Annotated in this window: 18 protein-coding genes; 7 read left to right on the top strand and 11 right to left on the bottom strand. The window is 65.9% G+C overall.

All coding sequences use genetic code 11. From position 1 onward, the window contains the following. Positions 1–9: 9 nt before the first annotated feature. Together A9W99_RS18840 and A9W99_RS18845 are read right to left on the bottom strand one after the other, a co-directional pair. A complete protein-coding gene (locus A9W99_RS18840; RefSeq protein ID WP_067381488.1) occupies positions 10–609 on the bottom strand; it encodes a hypothetical protein in 600 nt (199 codons plus the stop codon). Then, positions 610–2178 (bottom strand): long-chain-fatty-acid--CoA ligase, encoded by a 1569-nt coding sequence (locus A9W99_RS18845; RefSeq protein ID WP_067381491.1) that lies wholly within the window; start codon positions 2176–2178, stop codon positions 610–612. It lies immediately after the preceding gene. A 99-nt stretch (positions 2179–2277) separates the two neighbouring features. On the opposite strand from A9W99_RS18845, the gene A9W99_RS18850 reads away from it, so the two are divergent. Further along, positions 2278–3213, top strand: a complete 936-nt coding sequence (locus A9W99_RS18850; protein WP_067381494.1) for a catalase family peroxidase — start codon at positions 2278–2280, stop codon at positions 3211–3213. Between the two features lie 92 nt (positions 3214–3305). Next, the gene (locus A9W99_RS18855; RefSeq protein WP_067381497.1) at positions 3306–4088 is read left to right on the top strand and encodes a sulfite exporter TauE/SafE family protein; all 783 of its coding nucleotides are present in this window, start codon (positions 3306–3308) and stop codon (positions 4086–4088) included. A 7-nt stretch (positions 4089–4095) separates the two neighbouring features. On the opposite strand, the gene A9W99_RS18860 is transcribed toward A9W99_RS18855, so the two are convergent. Then, complete coding sequence (locus A9W99_RS18860; protein ID WP_067381500.1) at positions 4096–5190, bottom strand: glutamate--cysteine ligase; 1095 nt, start codon at positions 5188–5190, stop codon at positions 4096–4098. Positions 5191–5273: 83 nt separating this feature from the next. Beyond that, positions 5274–5708, bottom strand: a complete 435-nt coding sequence (locus A9W99_RS18865; RefSeq protein ID WP_067381503.1) for an anti-sigma factor antagonist — start codon at positions 5706–5708, stop codon at positions 5274–5276. A 154-nt stretch (positions 5709–5862) separates the two neighbouring features. On the opposite strand from A9W99_RS18865, the gene A9W99_RS18870 reads away from it, so the two are divergent. Next, the gene (locus A9W99_RS18870) at positions 5863–6462 is read left to right on the top strand and encodes a TetR/AcrR family transcriptional regulator (protein ID WP_067381506.1); all 600 of its coding nucleotides are present in this window, start codon (positions 5863–5865) and stop codon (positions 6460–6462) included. A gap of 3 nt (positions 6463–6465) precedes the next feature. Here A9W99_RS18870 and A9W99_RS18875 read toward each other — a convergent pair whose 3' ends face one another. Next, positions 6466–7131 carry a DedA family protein gene (locus A9W99_RS18875; RefSeq protein WP_067381508.1) on the bottom strand — a complete coding sequence of 222 codons (666 nt, stop codon included), beginning with the start codon at positions 7129–7131 and terminating at the stop codon, positions 6466–6468. A 98-nt stretch (positions 7132–7229) separates the two neighbouring features. On the opposite strand from A9W99_RS18875, the gene A9W99_RS18880 reads away from it, so the two are divergent. Continuing rightward, positions 7230–8867, top strand: a complete 1638-nt coding sequence (locus A9W99_RS18880) for an acyl-CoA synthetase (protein ID WP_067381511.1) — start codon at positions 7230–7232, stop codon at positions 8865–8867. On the opposite strand, the gene A9W99_RS18885 is transcribed toward A9W99_RS18880, so the two are convergent. Beyond that, positions 8860–10707, bottom strand: a complete 1848-nt coding sequence (locus tag A9W99_RS18885) for a PPE family protein (protein ID WP_067381514.1) — start codon at positions 10705–10707, stop codon at positions 8860–8862. The genes A9W99_RS18880 and A9W99_RS18885 overlap by 8 nt on opposite strands. A gap of 134 nt (positions 10708–10841) precedes the next feature. Between A9W99_RS18885 and A9W99_RS18890 the strand changes: the two genes are divergently transcribed. Further along, positions 10842–11639 (top strand): IclR family transcriptional regulator, encoded by a 798-nt coding sequence (locus tag A9W99_RS18890; protein WP_067381517.1) that lies wholly within the window; start codon positions 10842–10844, stop codon positions 11637–11639. Here the strand turns inward: A9W99_RS18890 and A9W99_RS18895 are convergent. Genes A9W99_RS18895 through A9W99_RS18915 form a run of 5 tightly spaced genes read right to left on the bottom strand, consistent with a single transcriptional unit; the run spans position 11636 to position 15333 of the window. Continuing rightward, on the bottom strand, positions 11636–12370 hold the full coding sequence (locus A9W99_RS18895) for a class II aldolase/adducin family protein (RefSeq protein WP_067381520.1): 735 nt from the start codon (positions 12368–12370) through the stop codon (positions 11636–11638). The genes A9W99_RS18890 and A9W99_RS18895 overlap by 4 nt on opposite strands. Further along, complete coding sequence (gene hcaB / locus A9W99_RS18900; RefSeq protein ID WP_067381523.1) at positions 12367–13167, bottom strand: 3-(cis-5,6-dihydroxycyclohexa-1,3-dien-1-yl)propanoate dehydrogenase; 801 nt, start codon at positions 13165–13167, stop codon at positions 12367–12369. The genes A9W99_RS18895 and hcaB overlap by 4 nt, the downstream gene beginning before the upstream one ends. Next, complete coding sequence (locus A9W99_RS18905) at positions 13164–13466, bottom strand: dihydrodiol dehydrogenase (protein ID WP_067381526.1); 303 nt, start codon at positions 13464–13466, stop codon at positions 13164–13166. Before A9W99_RS18905 ends, hcaB begins: the two co-directional genes overlap by 4 nt. After that, the gene (locus A9W99_RS18910; RefSeq protein ID WP_067381529.1) at positions 13463–14014 is read right to left on the bottom strand and encodes a 3-phenylpropionate/cinnamic acid dioxygenase subunit beta; all 552 of its coding nucleotides are present in this window, start codon (positions 14012–14014) and stop codon (positions 13463–13465) included. The genes A9W99_RS18905 and A9W99_RS18910 overlap by 4 nt, the downstream gene beginning before the upstream one ends. Then, positions 14011–15333, bottom strand: a complete 1323-nt coding sequence (locus A9W99_RS18915) for a Rieske 2Fe-2S domain-containing protein (protein WP_067381790.1) — start codon at positions 15331–15333, stop codon at positions 14011–14013. Before A9W99_RS18915 ends, A9W99_RS18910 begins: the two co-directional genes overlap by 4 nt. 327 nt (positions 15334–15660) lie before the next feature. On the opposite strand from A9W99_RS18915, the gene A9W99_RS18920 reads away from it, so the two are divergent. Continuing rightward, positions 15661–16638 carry a Rieske 2Fe-2S domain-containing protein gene (locus A9W99_RS18920; RefSeq protein ID WP_067381533.1) on the top strand — a complete coding sequence of 326 codons (978 nt, stop codon included), beginning with the start codon at positions 15661–15663 and terminating at the stop codon, positions 16636–16638. After that, positions 16635–17120: a hemerythrin domain-containing protein gene (locus A9W99_RS18925; RefSeq protein WP_067381537.1), complete on the top strand. Its 486-nt coding sequence runs from the start codon at positions 16635–16637 to the stop codon at positions 17118–17120. Before A9W99_RS18920 ends, A9W99_RS18925 begins: the two co-directional genes overlap by 4 nt. Positions 17121–17340: the final 220 nt, after the last annotated feature.

Raw genomic sequence — 17340 nt, forward strand, 5'->3', positions numbered from 1 at the left:
CCTCGTCGGTTAGTTTTTCGCGGTCGTGGGGGTGGGGGGGTTGGTGTTTCGGGGGGGGCTGGGGGGGGGGGGGCCGGCGCGGGGGGGGGGGGGGGGGCCCTGCGGGCCCGCCGCCGCGGTGGGGGCGGCGGGGTCGGGAAACATCAGGACAGCATTTGTCAGCTCCCGCAAGGGTGAAGTGCCTGGGGATTGGCGTCGAGTGGAAAACCCGGTGATGTACCCATGCTTGGCCGCGACACTGGAAAACGCCGGCGAGAAAATGATTCCCAGGTTGTTCGCGTCTGCGATGGGCTGGATCTGAATCAGTAGTTCAAGGAAGGGATGCTGCGTCAAAGTCTCGTCGACTTGCCATGGCCCCGTGACGAACTCGGCCAACCGATGCGCTTCCAGCAGGTGCTGACCGTATGTGTCGGTGCCGGCGGTTCCGAAGATGTGACCCAGCGTGGTCGGGTAGGTGCCGGTGTCCATCAGGGCTACGTTCGCCGTGTCTGCTTCCTTGGCCTTGACCGCGGCGCCATCCACCGTCGTAGTACAGCCCGACACCGGCAGCAACACCGCCGTGACGGCCACCGCCAACCGACGCGCCACACCGCTGAACCTGCGGACCATTCATATCCCTCGTGTCCGGTCACGCCAAAACGGCTCCCGCAGAGTGGCTTTCAGAATCTTGCCACTGGCGTTGCGTGGTAACGACGGCACGAAGTCGACAGTTCGCGGGCATTTGAAGCCGGCCAGCTGGCGGCGGCAGAATTCGACGAGGTCGGCGGGTTCGACCTCGGAGGTGGTGACAACGATGGCCTTGACCGACTCGCCCCAGAAGTCATCGGGCACACCGATGACCGCGGCGTCGGCGACGGCAGGATGCTCGAGGAGCACGCTTTCCACTTCGGGGCCGTACACATTTTCGCCGCCGGTGATGATCATGTCTTTCAGCCGATCCTCGATGTAGAGGTAGCCGTCGGCGTCGAGGCGGCCGATGTCGCCGGTACGCAACCAGCCGTCGCCGGTGACGGTGTCCGCAGTAGCCTCGGGACGATTCAGGTACCCGCTCATGGTCTGGTCGCTGCGCGCCCAAATCTCGCCGGGCGCATCGTGATTCAGGCGTTCCCCGGTCGCGGGATCGGCGATCTGAAGCTCGGTGCCCGCCGCGGCCTTGCCCGCCGACAGCAGCAACTCGGGCCGGCCCGGATCGCGATGGTCGGCGGGACTCAGCGCGGTGACCGCACCGCAGAGTTCGGTCTGGCCGTACACCTGGACGAAGTTGACGTCCGGCCACGTCGCCAGCGCTCGCTGCAGCAGCGGCACCGGCATGGGCGCCGCCCCGTACACCAGGTAGCGCAAGCGCGCGACGGCACTGCGGGCCGCCTCGCCGCCGTCCAGAAACCGTGCGATCACCGGCGGCACGAAGAACGCATGCGTCGCGCCGTCATTCAGCACGCGGATCAAGGTCGCGGCGTCGGGTTCGCGGGTCAGGATCGTCGGTACCCCGGCGAAGAGGCCGAAACAGGCATAGCCGATGCCCCCGACGTGGAACAACGGCATGGCGACCAGGTTCGCGTCGCCTTCGGCGAACGGGAAAGCCGGGGCCAGGTTGGTGATGTGGTTCACCAGTGCGCGCTGGCTCAGCAGCACGCCTTTGGGACGTCCGGTGGTGCCAGAGCTGTAGATCACCAGAGCGGTGTCCGAACCGTCGCCCTCCACCTCGGTCGACACGGGTGTCGCCGCGGCGAGCAAAGACTCGTATTCGTCGCCCTCGCCACCTACCACGACCACCCGCTCGAGTCCCGGGACGCGTGCCGCGACCGCCTGCACAGTGGGATGCAGTTCGGCGCCGACGACCAGCAAACGGGCACCGCTGTCGTCGAGCACATGGACGAGTTCGTCCCCGATGACGCGCCAATTGACGACGGTGGCGACGGCGCCGATGGATGCCGCGGCAATCAGAATTTCCAGGCAGGCCGGGTGGTTCTTGTCGAGAAACGCGACCCGCTCGCCGCGATCGGCGCCGGCGGCCCGCAGCGCACCGGCCGCGCGACGGATCCGCAATGCCCACTGCGCCCAGGACCATTGCCGGTCACCGAACCGGATCGCGATACCGTCTGGCCGGTGCCGGGCGTGCTGCTCGATGATTCCGGCGAGTGTGGCCGTGGTGTCCGTGGTGGCATCGGCTGCTGGCATGGGCTCTACTCTGCAATATGGTGCCGCCGTGCCACACGGCGGCCGCAGGCAATATGGTGCCGCAGTGCCACACGGCGCCCAAAGACCTACGATTCGCCAATGGGCGTTTCGGTGACTCCTGACGATGCGATAGATGCGATCCGGGGCACCGGCGGAGCGCAGCCCGGCTATCGGGCGTTGCACGCCAAGGGCACCCTCTACCGCGGCACGTTCACCGCGACCCCCGAGGCATCCCGGCTTTCGCGGGCTCAGCACCTCGACGGGTCGGCGGTTCCGGCGCTTATCCGCTTCTCCAACGGCTCGGGCAACCCGGGCCAGCGCGACGGCCTACCCGGCGTGCGCGGAATGGCGGTCAAGTTCACGCTGCCCGACGGGTCCACCACCGACGTGTCCGCCCAAACCGCGCGGCTGTTCGTGTCGAGCACGCCGGACGGATTCGTCGACCTCTTGAAGGCGATGCGGCCCGGCCTGACCATGCCGTTGCGGATGGCTGGATTCTTTGCCACCCATCCCCGGGCGGTTGGCGCGTTACCCGTCCTGCGCGCCGCCAGTAAGGTTCCGGCTAGCTACGCCACCGCGCAATACCACGGATTGCATGCGTTCCGGTGGGTCGGCGCCGACGGCAGCTCCAGATTCGTTCGCTACCACCTTTTCCCCGCCGCGGGCGAGCAGTACCTTTCTAAACCCGAGCCCAAGGGCGCTGATTTCCTCACCGACGAACTGGATGCCCGGCTGCAGACCGGGCCGGTGCGGTTCTCCTTCCAGGTGCAGATCGCCGGGCCCACGGACTCGACGGTCGATCCGTCGGCACGCTGGCGAAGCAGCGAGATGACCGACGTCGGCACCCTCGAGATCGCCGGCCTGGACACGCTGCGGGAGCACGACGGGGACATCGTGGTGTTCGATCCCATGCGGGTGACCGACGGCATCGAACCTTCCGACGACCCGGTGCTGCACTTTCGCAGCCGGGCCTATTCGGCGTCGGTCAAGTTGCGGACCGGCGTGGATCGCGGTACCGAGGCGCCGCCAATCTGAGACGGTGACCATGAAAAGCGTTGGGTCGCAGCCGCGTTAGATGTCTCACACATCGGCTGGCGCAACGTTCGCGCAGGGTAGGGTGCTGCGCAATGTCGGCTTCTCAATTTGCGTGGATCGGGCTGGCCGGGTTCGCCGCCGGCGCGATCAACGCGCTGGTCGGCTCGGGCACGCTGATCACCTTCCCGACCCTGGTCGCCTTGGGCTATCCGCCGGTTACGGCCACCATGTCCAATGCGGTGGGTCTGGTAGCGGGAGGGGTGTCGGGCACTTGGGGCTATCGCTCCGAGCTGCGCGGGCAAGGGGATCGGTTGCGCTGGCAGATCCCCGCCTCGGTGGGCGGCGCGGCGCTCGGAGCATTCCTGTTGCTGCACCTGCCGGAAAAGGTGTTCACCCGCATCGTGCCGGTGTTGCTGGTGGTGGCATTGCTGCTGGTGGTGATCGGTCCGTGGATTCAGTCATGGGCGCGCCGACGCGCTGAGGAAGCAGGACGCTCGGCCGAAAAAATCCGGCCGGTGCGCATGGCCGTCCTGGTCATCGGCACTTTCGCCGTCGGCGTCTACGGCGGCTATTTCACCGCAGCTCAGGGCATCTTGCTGGTGGGCGTGATGGGCGCACTGCTGCCGGAATCGGTGCAGCGCATGAACGCGGCGAAGAACCTGCTGTCGACTGCGGTGAATATCGTTGCGGCGATTGGCTATACGTTGGTGGCCTGGGATCGCATCAGCTGGCCGGTTGCCGGGGTGATCGCGGCGGGCTCACTGATCGGGGGGTGGCTCGGGGCGCGTTATGGGCGCCGGCTGTCACCGAATTCCTTGCGCGCCACGATCGTCGTGGTCGGCCTGATCGGGTTGTACCGCCTGCTGACTGTGTAGCCCGCATTCAGCTCAGCGTGGCAGCAGCGGCTTCGGCGATGACGTCCGTCATCTCCCCGCGTTTCCGCCACGCGCGGCGCTGGCGCATCGCGCCGTTGCCCTGCGTCGCGATGCGATCGAGTTCGGCTGCAACACAGTCATATTCACCGATCGACTCCAGGGCCGGCCGCACTCGTCGCAGCAATGTGTTCAGTTGCTCGCGGGCGGGGACCGCCCCCCGGCCGCCCACCAGGTCGAGCGTGTTTCCCGACAGCCCGTCATGTGCGGCTTTCCAGTACGCGGCCCGCAGCGCGGCCGGTGGTAGATGTCCGACCTCCACACCTCGCGAGCGCTCGTCGAGCGCCGTCATAACGGCGGCTCTGATCAGGTTGGCCAGCAGCACCGTCTCAGCGACCGTTGCCGGCACGTCGGCCACCCGCACCTCGATCGTGGGGAAGTCTGCCGACGGCCGCACATCCCAATAGATCATGCCGGCATCCAGGATGATGCCGGTGTCCACCAGCATGCGCACCGTACGGTCGTATGCCTCGATGGAGGAGAAGAACGGCGGCGGGCCCGCGGCAGGCCAGCGTCTCCACAGGATGCTGCGCCAGCTTGCGTAACCCGAATCGGTGTTGCGGTACAGCGCCGAATTGGCCGACAAGGCAAGCAGCGACGGCAGCCACGGCCGCAGCCAGGTGCTGGCGTGGATGGCAGCCGTACGATCTGGCACCTGCACATGCACGTGACAACCGCAGATGCCCTGTTCGTGCGCGACCATCCCGTACTCCGCCCCGATCCGCTGATAGCGCTCGGTGTCGGTGACCGGGAACTTGTGCGGCGTGACAGGAGGCAGCCCCAGCGCCAGCAGTTGAGCTCCGGCGGCCTCGGCGGCCTGCGCCGCGACCTGCCGCAGCCTGGCGAGTTCAGCGCCGAGTTCGACGCTGGTTGTCGTTACGGCAGAGGTGGTTTCGACCTGACAGCTGCTCAGTTCCAGTTGCAGTTCGACGCCCCGGCGCTTGGCCTCCTCGGCCACCGCGGCGTTGAGCGGGATCGGCTCGCCGGTCAGCGGATCGGCGAGCAGGAATTCTTCCTCAACGCCGACCGTCGCAATGCCGCTCACCTGGCCTCCACCCGACAGTGGCGCTCATGTCGCGCGAACTACCCACGCGACGATACGACAAAACTTCCGGACGGCCAGGCGGGCTAACCGGCGAGCGGTCTCGCGAGTGCCGAGTCCGCGGTCGGGTAGGTGGGCAGCAACTCGGTGAGGCCGCAAGCCTTGAGGACTCTGCCGACGAGTGGCTGGCGGGCAACCAGACGCAATTCGATACCGCGACGCCGGCAGCGCTCCGCTTCGTCGGCCAGGACGGCGAACGCGCAGCAGGCCATGAAGTCCAGACCGTTGACGTCGATGACGAACGGACCCGGCGCGGTGACGACGCTGCCCGCCTCCCTGATGAGCTGTTGCCAGGTGTGCTCGTTGTGGGCGTCGACCTCACCGCCGGCGTTGATGAGCACCGCCGACCCGCTGCGATCGGTGGTCGCTCTCAGGGTGCTGTGGGGATCGCCGAGTTCGTAGACGAGCCGGGTGCTGAGCATCAGGTGTGTGGAGATGGGTTCTGCTATGGCCAGGCGCATTGTGGACTCCCTCATCAACTGACGCGAGGCGCCAGGATGGATGCCCGTCCTGTTGTCTGAAGACAGACTTTCCGCGACTGCGGAATCTCATTTGTATAACAAGACAGGGCGGTCTGTCTACATGTTCGCGGCTGTGGTTATGGTAAGGATCGTTATGCCTAGCCTCGACGCGGCGACGCCGGGACAGTCGGCCCGGGAGCGCATCTTGGGTGCGGCGTATGAGCTGTTCAGCCGGCGTGGGATCCGAGCGGTGGGAACCGACGAGGTGATCGACCGGGCGGGCGTGGCCAGGGCAACGCTGTACCGTCACTTCGCGACGAAAGACGCCCTGGTGCTGGCCGTTTTGCAGCGTCGCGAGCAAGTCTGGACCCACGGCCTGATCGAGGAACAGTCGCAACTGCGCGGAGAGACCCCCGAAGAACAACTGTTGGCCATCTTCGATGTGTTGCATGACTGGTTTCAGAACCGCGACGGCTATGAGGGTTGCTCGTTCATCAACGTGTTGCTCGAATTGGGGCCGGACCATCCGGCCGGCAAAGCCTGCATCGGTCATATCCACCAAGTCCGTGAGATCGTGCGCCGGCGTGCTGTGGCAGCTGGGCTCAACGACGTCGACGATTTCGCCTCGTCGTGGCACATCCTCATGAAGGGCGCCATCATTCTCGCCGCCGTAGGCGACGTGGATGCTGCTCAACGCGCCCGGAAGATGGCTCGCGCGCTCATCGAGGAGCACCGGCCGACGGTGGCCGACTAGCCCTCAGGCGGCGTCGGCCGCGGTGCTGTCGGCCTTGCGGTAGTGCTCGGCCTCGAGTTCGGCGATCGCGCGGGATGTGCGTTCGCGCAACAAGATTGCCGCGGTGGCGCCGCACACGACGGCGACGACGAGCGCGATCCAGGAGAAATCCTGCATATAGCGTTCGGCGGCCTCACCGGCGAAGTAGACGGCCGCGGTGGTGCCGCCGGCCCAACAGATACCACCCGAGACGTTGGCCACCAGGAAGCGTGGGTAGGGCATTTTCAACGCACCGGCCAAAGGCCCGGCGAAGATGCGCAGCAACGCGATGAACCGGCCGAAGAACACCGCCCGCACACCCCAGCGGTTGAACAATTTCTCGGCAAGCGCGACGTGCCCGGGGCCGAAATGCTTCGGGAAACGCCGGCCGAGCCGGTCGAACAGCGGCATGCCGAAGCGGCGCCCGATCGTGTAGCCGATCGAGTCGCCGACGACCGCGCCGATAACGGCGGCGGCGCCCACCCCGACGGGGTTGACGGCCAGCTCGTGGTGTGCCGACATCAGCGCCGCGCTGACCAGCACGATCTCGCCCGGCAGCGGGATGCCCAGGCTCTCGATCCCGACCACACCACCGACCACGAGGTACACCAGGATCGGCGGGATGGATTGCAGTATGCCCTGGACATTCATGCGTACAGAATGCCTGAATTCTTAGGGCGAGCAGACGCAAAAGCACGCAATTCCGACCCGAAACGCGTGCTTTTGCGTCTGCTCGGCACTATTGCTGCATGGAGTTCAACCTCGCGCAGGTCTTCGGCGCAGTGGCGGCGGCCAATCCGGACCGGGACTGCATCGTGTTCGGGGATCGGCGCTTCACATTCGCGCAGACCGCCGAGCGTTCCCGCCGATTCGCCCACGCGCTACACGAGTGGGGCTTCGGCGCGCGTCGGGAACGCTCCGAGCTGGCGCCCTATGAATCGGGCCAGAGCCACCTCGGCCTCTACATGGCGAACTGCAACGAATTCCTCGAAGCCATGCTGGGCGCATACCAGGCCCGGGTCGCGCCGTTCAATGTCAACTACCGATACGTCGCCGATGAGCTGGTGTATCTGCTCGGCAATGCCAGTGCCGACGCGATCATGTATCACGCCCGGTTCGCCCCGACGCTCGCCGAGGCGCTGCAGCAGATGGGCCGCCGGCCGCGCCTGATCCATGTCGAGGACGGGTCCGGAAACGATCCGCTGCCCGGGGCGGTGGATTACGAGGAACTGCTGGTTTCCATGTCAGAGGCGCCACTCGACGTCGTTCCTTCGTCCGACGACCTGTATGTGCTCTACACCGGCGGGACCACCGGGCTGCCCAAGGCGGTGCTGTGGCGCCAGCATGACATCTATATGAATGCCATGGGCGGGCGGACGTTCGGCACCAGCGAGATGGTGACCAGCCTGGAGCAGATCGTCGAACGATCGCGGCCCGAGGGCCCTGGTTCGATGACCGCCGCACCCCTGATGCACGGCGCCGCGCAGTGGGCGGCCTTCATCAACCTGTGCACCGGACGGCCGTTCGTCATGGCACCGACCACCACTCGCTTCGATCCGGTCGAGGTGTGGGCGCTGGCCAGCCGCGAACGCGTCATCTCGCTCTCGATCGTCGGCGACGCCTTCGGCCGGCCCCTGGTCGACGAACTCGAGGCCGGCGATTACGACCTGTCCGGGCTGCTGGTGCTGGTCACCGGCGGCGCCGCGCTGAGCGCCCCGGTCAAACAGCGATTCCTGCAGCTGCTGCCGTACCTGACGATCATGGACACCGGCGGGTCGTCGGAATCCGGAGCGCAGATGGGACAGTTCTCCAACCGCGCGCAGACCTCGTGCGGCCGATTCGCCCCGAACCCGGGTGCCGTTGTGGTCAGCGAGGACCTGACCAGAATCCTGTCGCCCGGTGACGACGAGATCGGCTGGCTGGCCCAGCAGGGCCTGATTCCGCTGGGCTACCTCGGCGACCCGGCGAAGACCGCGAAAACTTTCCCCGTCATCGATGGCATCCGGCATTCGGTGCCGGGCGACCGCGCCCGCTGGCACACCGACGGCCAAATCGAGTTGCTCGGAAGGGATTCCGTCACGATCAACTCCGGCGGTGAGAAGATCTTCGCCGAAGAGGTCGAGGCCGCCATCGCCGAGCACCCCGCGGTCGCTGACGTGGTGGTGACGGGTCGGCCCAGCGAGCGGTGGGGCAACGAAGTCGTCGCACTCGTCCAGTTGGCGCCCGGTGCACAGGTCGACGCCGGCAGCATCGTCGCCGAGGCCGCCCGCCACATCGCACGCTACAAACTGCCCAAAGAGGTCGTCTTCTGCGCCGCGCTGCAGCGCTCACCGTCGGGCAAGGCCGATTATCGTTGGGCGAAAGCCCAAGTGGCACAGACTAGTTGAAGAAACCAGACTGATTGTCACCGGAGTTGAAGCCGCCTGAACTGCCGTTGCCGGAGTTGCCCACACCCGAGCTGTTGTTGCCGGAGTTGAACAGCCCGGCGTTGTAGGCGCCGGTGTTGCCGAACCCTGAGTCCGCGAAGCCGGTGTTGTAGAAACCGACGTTGCCCCGCCCACCCGAGTTGTGGAATCCGGAGGTGAAGCCGAAGGGGGAGTCCGTCGTGTTGCCGAAACCAGAGCTCTCGCTGCCGGTGTTGTTGAACCCGGACAGATTGCTGCCGGTGTTGTTGAAGCCGGAGTTGACGGCCCCGACCGGAGTGTTGGGACTGCCGAAGCCGGTGTTGTAGTTGCCCGAGTTGAACAGGCCGGTGTTGACGCTGCCCGAATTGAACATGCCGGTATTGAAATAGCCCGAGTTGAAGAAGCCGGTATTGGTGCCGTAGCCGGTGTCGTAGGGGGCGAGGTCGGCGAAATAGCCGCTGTTTCCGATGCCGGTGTTTCCAGAGCTGGCGTTCCAGAAGCCCACGTTGTTGAAGAACGCGTTCCCGGCGCCGACATTGTTGCTGCCGGCGTTGCCGAAACCGAAGTTGTAATCCCCGCCGTTGCCGAAGCCCGTATTGACGGAGCCTCCGTTCCAGAAGCCGGTGTTGGTGGCGCCGGCGTTGCCGAAGCCGAAGTTGCCGTTGCCCGAGTTGAAGAAGCCGACGTTGTTGTCGCCCGAGTTGAAGAAGCCGACGTTGTTGTTGCCTGAGTTGCCCAAGCCGAGGTTGGCGAGGCCGGAGTTCAGTGAGCCGATGCCGATCTGGTTGTCGCCGGTGAGGCCGAAGCCGATGTTGTTGTTGCCGGGGTTGCCGAACCCGAAGTTGGCATCGCCCTTGTTTCCGAAGCCGACGTTGGAATCGCCGATGTTTCCGCTGCCGAGGTTGGCGGAACCGGTATTTCCGCCGCCGACGTTGGTGTTGCCGGAGTTACCGCCGCCACGGTTGCCGTCGCCGATGTTCCCGCTGCCCAGGTTGCCGTTGCCGGACGTCAGGGAGAACTGGTCCGAGTGCCCGTTTCCGCTGCCGAAGTCGAGATTGCCGATGTTGCCGTTGCCGAAGTTGGTGTTGCCGGCGTTCCCGTTGCCGACGTTGGTGTTGCCCCAGTTGCCGCTGCCCAGGTTGGCGTTGCCCAGGTTGCCACTGCCCAGGTTCGTGTTGCCGTAATTGCCGCTGCCCAGGTTCAGGTCACCGGTGTTCTCGCTGCCCAGGTTGGCGTTGCCGGTGTTTCCGATGCCCAGGTTTCCCGCGCCGTTATTGCCGATGCCGGTCAGGGCCGCCAAGGGTGCCAGCGGCTGCTGCCAGGACGTCAACTGTGCCGCGGCGGCCGAGGCTCCGGCGTGATAGCCGCTCATCGCGGTGATGTCCTGGGCCCACATTCCCTCGTACAGGCCCTCGACGGCCGCGATCGCAGGGGCGTTCTGCCCGAACAGATTCGAGGTCACCAGTGACACCAGTTGCGAGCGGTTTCCCGCGATCGCTGCAGGATGCACCGTTGCCGCCCGCGCCGCCTCGTAGGCGGCGGCGGTGGCTTTGGCCTGCCCGGCCGCCCCCGCGGCCCGCGCTGCCGCGGCGCTGAGCCACCCCGCATAGGGCGCCGCCGCGGCCGTCATCGCCGCCGCCGCAGGGCCCTGCCAGGCCGCGCCCGCCAATCCCGAGGTCACCGAACCGAACGATTCGGCCGCCGAACCGAGCTCGCCGGCGAGCCCCTCCCAGGCCGCCGCCGCGGCCAGCATCGGGTCAGAACCCACGCCGCCGAACATGAGCGCCGAATTGACCTCCGGTGGAAACACCAAGAAATTCACGCGTGTGCCCTTTGCCCTGGACGAGAAGACGGTCTTTGGCCCGTAGGACCGTATAAGAAACCGCCCGCCACGATGGGGGATTTTGGCGAACTTGCCCCGGTCTGGGCAGAAAGCGCCAGGGTAGCCTCACGGTCATGCAGAAGAAGGGGCAGCGGGCTTCTGATGAGCCGGCTTCGCCTGCGCCGCAGTACCCCATCGAGTCGGTCGACAACGCGCTGAAGCTGCTGCTGTTGCTGGGCGAGCAGCCCCAGATCCGGCTGAGCGAGGCGACTACGTACCTCGGTGTGGCGTCGTCCACCGCGCACCGGCTGCTGGCGATGCTGACCTACCGCGGTTTCGTGCGGCAAGACCCGGTGTCCAAGGCGTATCTTCCGGGGCCGGCGCTGACCAGCGTTGCGTTTGCGATCTTCGGCCGCATCGATGTTCCGGCGACCGCCACGCCGATCATGCGCAGCCTCAGCGAACGTCTGCGCGAAACGATCCATGTCGGCATGCTCGACGGCGCCGACGTTCGTTTCGTCGCCGCGGTCGAGGGTCCCGCCGCGGTTCGGGTTGCTTCCCGGCTGGGACGCACGATGCCGGCGCACTGCACCTCGACGGGAAAGGTCATGCTGGCCCAGTTGACCGAACCCGAACTGCGGCAATTACTTCCGCACGAGAAGCTGGAGCGCATCACCGCGCGCTCGATCGGAAACCGCACCGAGTTGGAGGCCGAGCTGTCCCGAATCCGGGAATGCGGTTATGCGGTCAATCGCGAAGAGAGCGAGGAAGGTGTTGCCTCGGTTGCGGTTCCGATACCCACCAAGGCTCCGGGGCTGCGCCTTGCGCTGAACGCAGCCGCCCCGCAGAACCGGCTGGACAGCTCGCAGTACACCACCGTTGTCGCCGAACTTGTGGAGGCGGCCAAGGAAATCGGCGACCGGTTGGGTTAGTCGTCCGGTTGGGCTAGTCGGGCGATCTCGTGGCGCCAGGCCGCTTCGGCGGTAAACGCATGACCAAGGTCGGGCAGGTCTTGCCAGTCGGCATCGTCGATATCGCACAAGGTCCCGCCGGCTGCGCGCACCCGCAACGACATCCGGGCCAGCTCGTCGACGCTGATCGCCTGCAGCACCGCTTGTTGCACGGTTGTTGCGGCGCTGGTGATTCCGTGCCCGCGGCAGATGACCACCGGCGCACCGCGCATGGCAGCCACCATTTCCTTGCCCAGTTGCGAGTTTCGGATAAGCACTGCGCGTTCGTAGACGGGCACCCCGCTGCGTGCCAGCCGCGCGCCCGGAATGTCGTAGGCCCCGTAAATCGGCCGGATCGCGATGCCGGCCAGATCGGCGGCGACGACGGCGGGTGGATGCAGATGCGCGACGGCCCGGTGCGAACTCGCGAGCATGGTTTCGACATGGATGGGCAGCTCGTTCGGCACTCGGTAACCGTCGAGTTCGCCGTCGGCGGCCGGGCTGCCGTCGAAACGGATGAGCCGGATATCGGCGGGCCGGGTGAAGGCCACCCCGGTGTCGCTGTCACTCCGGCAGCGGATGAGCAGGTGGTCGTCGTCGACCCGCAGGCTGAGGTGCCCGAGGATCCCGTCGACCAGTCCGCGGGCCGCGGCGACCCGGCAGCCCTGCGCCACCAAAGCTCGTTGCTGGTCTAGGGATTCGGGCGTCGTCATGTCGACTTGGCTCGGCCGATGCGAAATCCGCCGTCCGGGTGGATGGTCTCGCCGGTGATCCCATGGGAGCGGTCCGAGGCCAGGAAGACGAAGCTCCACGCGTGGTCTTCGGCCGACAGCGCGACGTTCAGCGGTGTACGGGCGGCCAGGTCGCGGGCCCGGTCGGGGGTGTCGTTGAGGCGGACGCTGTCGAGCCCCAGGGTGGTAAGGCCCCGCAGGTCGGTGTTCAGCGTGCCGCCCGGGGCCACCCCGTTGACGCGGATGCCCGGTGACAGCTCATGCGCCAGTGCGGCCACCAGCCCACGTACGGCGAACTTCGACGACACGTACAGCACGCCACCGCGTCCGGGGTAGAACGACGACGTGGATTCGGTGAGCACGATCGAGGATCCGGTCCCGGCGCGCAACCAGGGCACCGCGGCCTTGACCGATTGCAGGTGGCTGAGCACATTGATCCGGAACATCTCGTCGAACGCGCCGGAGAGGTCGTCGGCGTTGATGTCGGTGATGCCCTTGTAGAAATCGAACACGCCGACGCAGTTGACCAAAGTGTCAAGGCCCCCATAGGTATTCACCGCGACGTTGACGGCCTGCTCGTTGGCCTGCCGGGTGACGGCATCGCCTTCGACCACCGGTACTCCGGGCAGTTGCTCGCGCAGCATGTCGCACTTGTGCCGATCTAGTTCCAGCACAGTGATTCTCGCGTCCTCGGCGAGGAATGCCTCGGCGACAGCGCGGCCGATTCCCGATCCGCCGCCGACGATCAGGGCCCGCTTGCCATGCAGCCATTCGGTCATGGTTGCGATTCCACCACATCATCGCCCTCAGGCCCGGGCGGTTCGTCCGGCTCGTCCGGCAGCAGCGGCGCATAGGAATTGCCCACCATCGCCGCCAGGGTGCGGGTGTTCTGCCACGTCAGTGCCTCGACTTCAAGCGCGTCGAGGGTGATCCACTGTCCGGTCTTGGGCGAGGTGATCAATAGCCGTGAGCCGTTGCGGGTATCCACCCGGCGCACCACCACCTCAGTGAATTCGTTTGCGACCGTGAGTGGTTCGCCTACGGCTCCCTCCAGTAACCGGGCCACTTCGGGGTTCACAGGAACACCGCCAGATTCTGCATGCGCAACACCGACTCGTCGACGTGGATGACGCGGCGCGCCAGTTTCCACGTCTTGGTGTCGTTGTACCAGCGCAGCAGATCCTCACGGCCGCAAGACACCAACGCGCCCGCGTTGACATCGCCTCGACTACGGAACAACAGTTCGGCCGATTCCACTCGGAGGTGGCCCGGATCCCCCCATTCGAAACAGCGCACGTTGGTGATGAAGTGGCGCAGTCGCGACGGCGGATCCTCGGTCCAGGCATGCTCGGTTTCCAGCCGCGCGACCCGCTGGCTCAGCGAATACTTGTCCTCATCGAAATGGGACATTCCCGGCTCCCTACCAGCCAACGTGTCGAAGCCGGCACCGCGTGCGGTGGTGACGCGGACCGGCATCAGGTACTGAACGTCGTAGGTGAGCGTGTCCAGCCACAGCCGGTACTGCTGGGCATCCAGCAGGTAGGCTTCGTCGACCAGGAACTGATGCGCCTGCAGATGTCGAATATCATTGAAAGGCAATGCCTTTCGTGGAGGCTTGGCGCTCACCCGGGAACCGCCGATTCCAGTTGCGTGGCCCACAATTTGAGCAGCTCGCGCTGGTTGTACTCGTTGTAGCCGACCTGGGCGCGGCCCGGGCCGTGGAAGGCCTCGGCGGGCAACGCCTCGATGACCGGGCGGTCGTCGGCGAGCAGGCCCATCCGGCTGTTCAGCAGCAGCCGTCGGGCCATGGAGCCGCCGGCGGTGGTGGTCAGCGACACCCAGTTCTCCACGTCGTCCTGCTCGAACATTCCCGTCGACCCGAAGCACATCAGATAGGCCTTGTACGAGTCTTTCTTGAAATCGGCTGGCGCCGCGGAGTCCACGGCGAACCACGAGCAGACCTCGGTTTCGTTCTCGCTGATCGGCTGCCAGAGCCGGATCGAGATGAAGGGCAGGACTTCTTGGTCCTTCTCGCGATCGGATTCGTGCGGCTCGTCCCGAACCCGGGGCCAGTTATGGACGAAACTCAGGTTCGGGAAGCAGGTGGCGGCAGAGATCATGAATCCATCGTCGCCGACGACGCGCTGCTGGCGCGGTGACCAGACGTCCTTGATCCGGCGGATCATCTCGTCGGGGTAGCCGACGTAGCGCATCCGCTCGTCGAATCCGCCGGGCGGCAGCTTGTAGGTGGTTCCACCGCCGCGGTGCGCCCAGTAGGTGGCACCGTCCTTGCGCTTCTGGGCTTTTGGCTCGCGGAACAGGCCGATGTCAACGATCGAGGCGTGCGTGTGCGGCGTGTGGTACATGTCGCCGGAGAAGTTCTCGGCGCCGATCTTCCAGTTCGCCTTGATTCGCCAGCGCTGTGGTCCGCGCAGCTCCAGGCCCCCGGCGCTCTGCTTGGTGTAGAAGTCCAGGTAGAACCTGAAGTCGCCGAGGAACTCGTCGAGCGGCTGCGCGTCGCGGTCCAGGTTGATGAACAGCAGACCGTTGTAACTGGCCAAATTCGGTGCGGGCAAGAGGGTTTGGTCGCTTTTGACGAATCCTTCGTCGCCCCCGTAGGCGTCTTTGTGGAACGGCAATCCGGTGAGTCGGCCGTCGTTGCGGTAACTCCAGCCGTGATACGGGCAACGGAAATTGGACGCGTTTCCCAACTCCGCGCGACATACCTGCATGCCGCGGTGCAGGCACATATTAAACATCGCGCGCACATCACCGTTGGAATCCCGCGCGATGATGAACGAGTCGTCCAGCACCCTGCGCACCACATAGTCGCCGTCCTGCGGGATCTCTGACTCGTGCGCCACGAAGATCCACGCCCGGCTGAACAGCCGCTCCTTCTCCAGCGCGAAGAGCTCTTTGTCGTTGTAGATATGGGCGGGGATCATGCCCCGCCGGATGTTCTCGAAAAGATCCGAGACGTCGGGCTGCTCTATCACTGAACGCAACACCCTTCGCTTTTTGTCTGTTCTACAGAGATTCACTCTGTAATACAGAGTCCCTGGTGCGGGGGTGGTAGTCAATGCGCCGGCTGGTAGCCGCATGCGACGTTGAGCTAATTCACAGGTAGCTCACAACCATAGGTCGGGGGTGCCGCGCAAGCGCGACAGGCTACGGTGGACACAATGCACGCAGGCACGGTTTTTTAGGGATTATTTCTCCGCTAGTGCATTCACTCCACGCTTCCAACTCCGCAGTTGAGGAAAGGCAGGGTCATGGTCGGTCGGTCTCGGCACGCCGAAGGTCGATTGCAGCAGATCGGAACGCAAGTGCTGGCGGCCATCGGTCGGCAAGAGTGGCTGGATCGGCCCAGCTATCGGCTGGAGCACGCGCTGAGCTTCGCCTACAACGCGCTGGGCGGCGCGCGTAACCGCGTCACCAACGCGCTGCACGGCGTGTGGCTCGGACATCCCGTGCACCCGCCCCTGGCTTCGCTGACCAGCGGGGCACTCGGCACCACCGTCGCCCTGGACGCGCTCAGCTTGCTGCCGGGCCGGCCCGCCACCGAGGTCCTCGACGCGTCGCGGTTCGCGACGCGCGCCCTCGGCCTGGGAATTCTGGCTAGTGTCGGCTCGGCGGTCACCGGCGTCACCGACTGGCAACACACCCACGAGAAGGACCGCCGTGTGGGGCTGGTACACGGCGTGGTGAACCTGGCCGCGACCGCGCTGTACGCGATGTCCTGGTGGGACCGGCGGCAGGGCAACCACGGCCGGGGGATCGCACTGACCGCGCTGGGGTACGGCATCACCGTCGGCGGCAGCTACCTGGGCGGGGCGCTGGTGTTCGAGTCGGGCATCGGCATCGACCAGTCCGGTGAGCGGCTGCGCACCAAAGAGTGGACGCCCGTGTTGCCCGCGAGCTCGTTGAACGGAAAGCCGGTACGGGTCGAGGTCGACGGCGTCGGCCTGGTGGTGTGTCAGACCAAGCCTGGGGAGATCAAGGCGTTCGGTGAGTTCTGCCCGCATCTGGCCGCGCCGATGGCCGACGGGTGGGTCGACCGGGGCCGCATCGTCTGTCCCTGGCATGGCTCGTGGTTCGAGGCCGAGTCGGGAGACGTGCTGCGCGGCCCGGCGGCAGCCCCGCTGCCGTACTACGAAGCCCGATTGGTCGACGGAATGGTCGAGGTCCGCGGCGGCAAGCAGTCCGGTTTGGGCGGGGCGGCAAGGATCGCAAAAGGAGGAGCCAAGTGAACGCCTACGACGTCTTGAAAGAACACCACGTCGTGCTGAAGGGGCTGGGCCGAAAGGTCAGCGAAGCGCCCATCGACAGCGAAGAGCGCCACGCGCTGTTCGACGAGATGCTGATCGAGCTTGACATCCACTTCCGCATCGAAGATGACCTGTACTACCCGGCCCTGGCGGCGGCCAGCAAGCTGATCGCGATCGCCCATGCCGAGCACCGCCAGGTGATCGACCAGCTGTCCGTGGTGCTGCGGACCCCACAGAGCGCGCCGGGCTACGAGGACGAGTGGAACTCGTTCAAGACCGTCCTGGAAGCCCATGCCGACGAAGAAGAACGCGACATGATCCCCGCTCCGCCTCCGGTCGAGATCGGCGACGAGGAGCTCGAGAAGCTGGGCGACAAGATGGCCGCCACGATCGAGCAGTACCGCGGCTCCGCGCTGCACAAGCTGCGGACCAAGGGACGCGCCGCGCTGGTACGCGCACTGTAGAGCGCGTCCGTGGCGCTCGCGCACGTCCGACGCGTCATATGTCGTGGCTAACTGGCGCAGTCGGTTTCCTTCGGCGACTAGGTCGCCGTTGAACCGAAGGTGTGGAATGCGTTGCAACGCCTGGGTCCAATAGCGGCATAGCGCGGGCTTGCCAAAGTGCTCGAGGACGGATTCAACGGCGTGGGCATTCGCGCCTCAACCCATTACCTGGGAGTCCACC

It is taken from the genome of Mycobacterium sp. 1164966.3 (genome assembly GCF_001665395.1).
Classification (GTDB): domain Bacteria; phylum Actinomycetota; class Actinomycetes; order Mycobacteriales; family Mycobacteriaceae; genus Mycobacterium.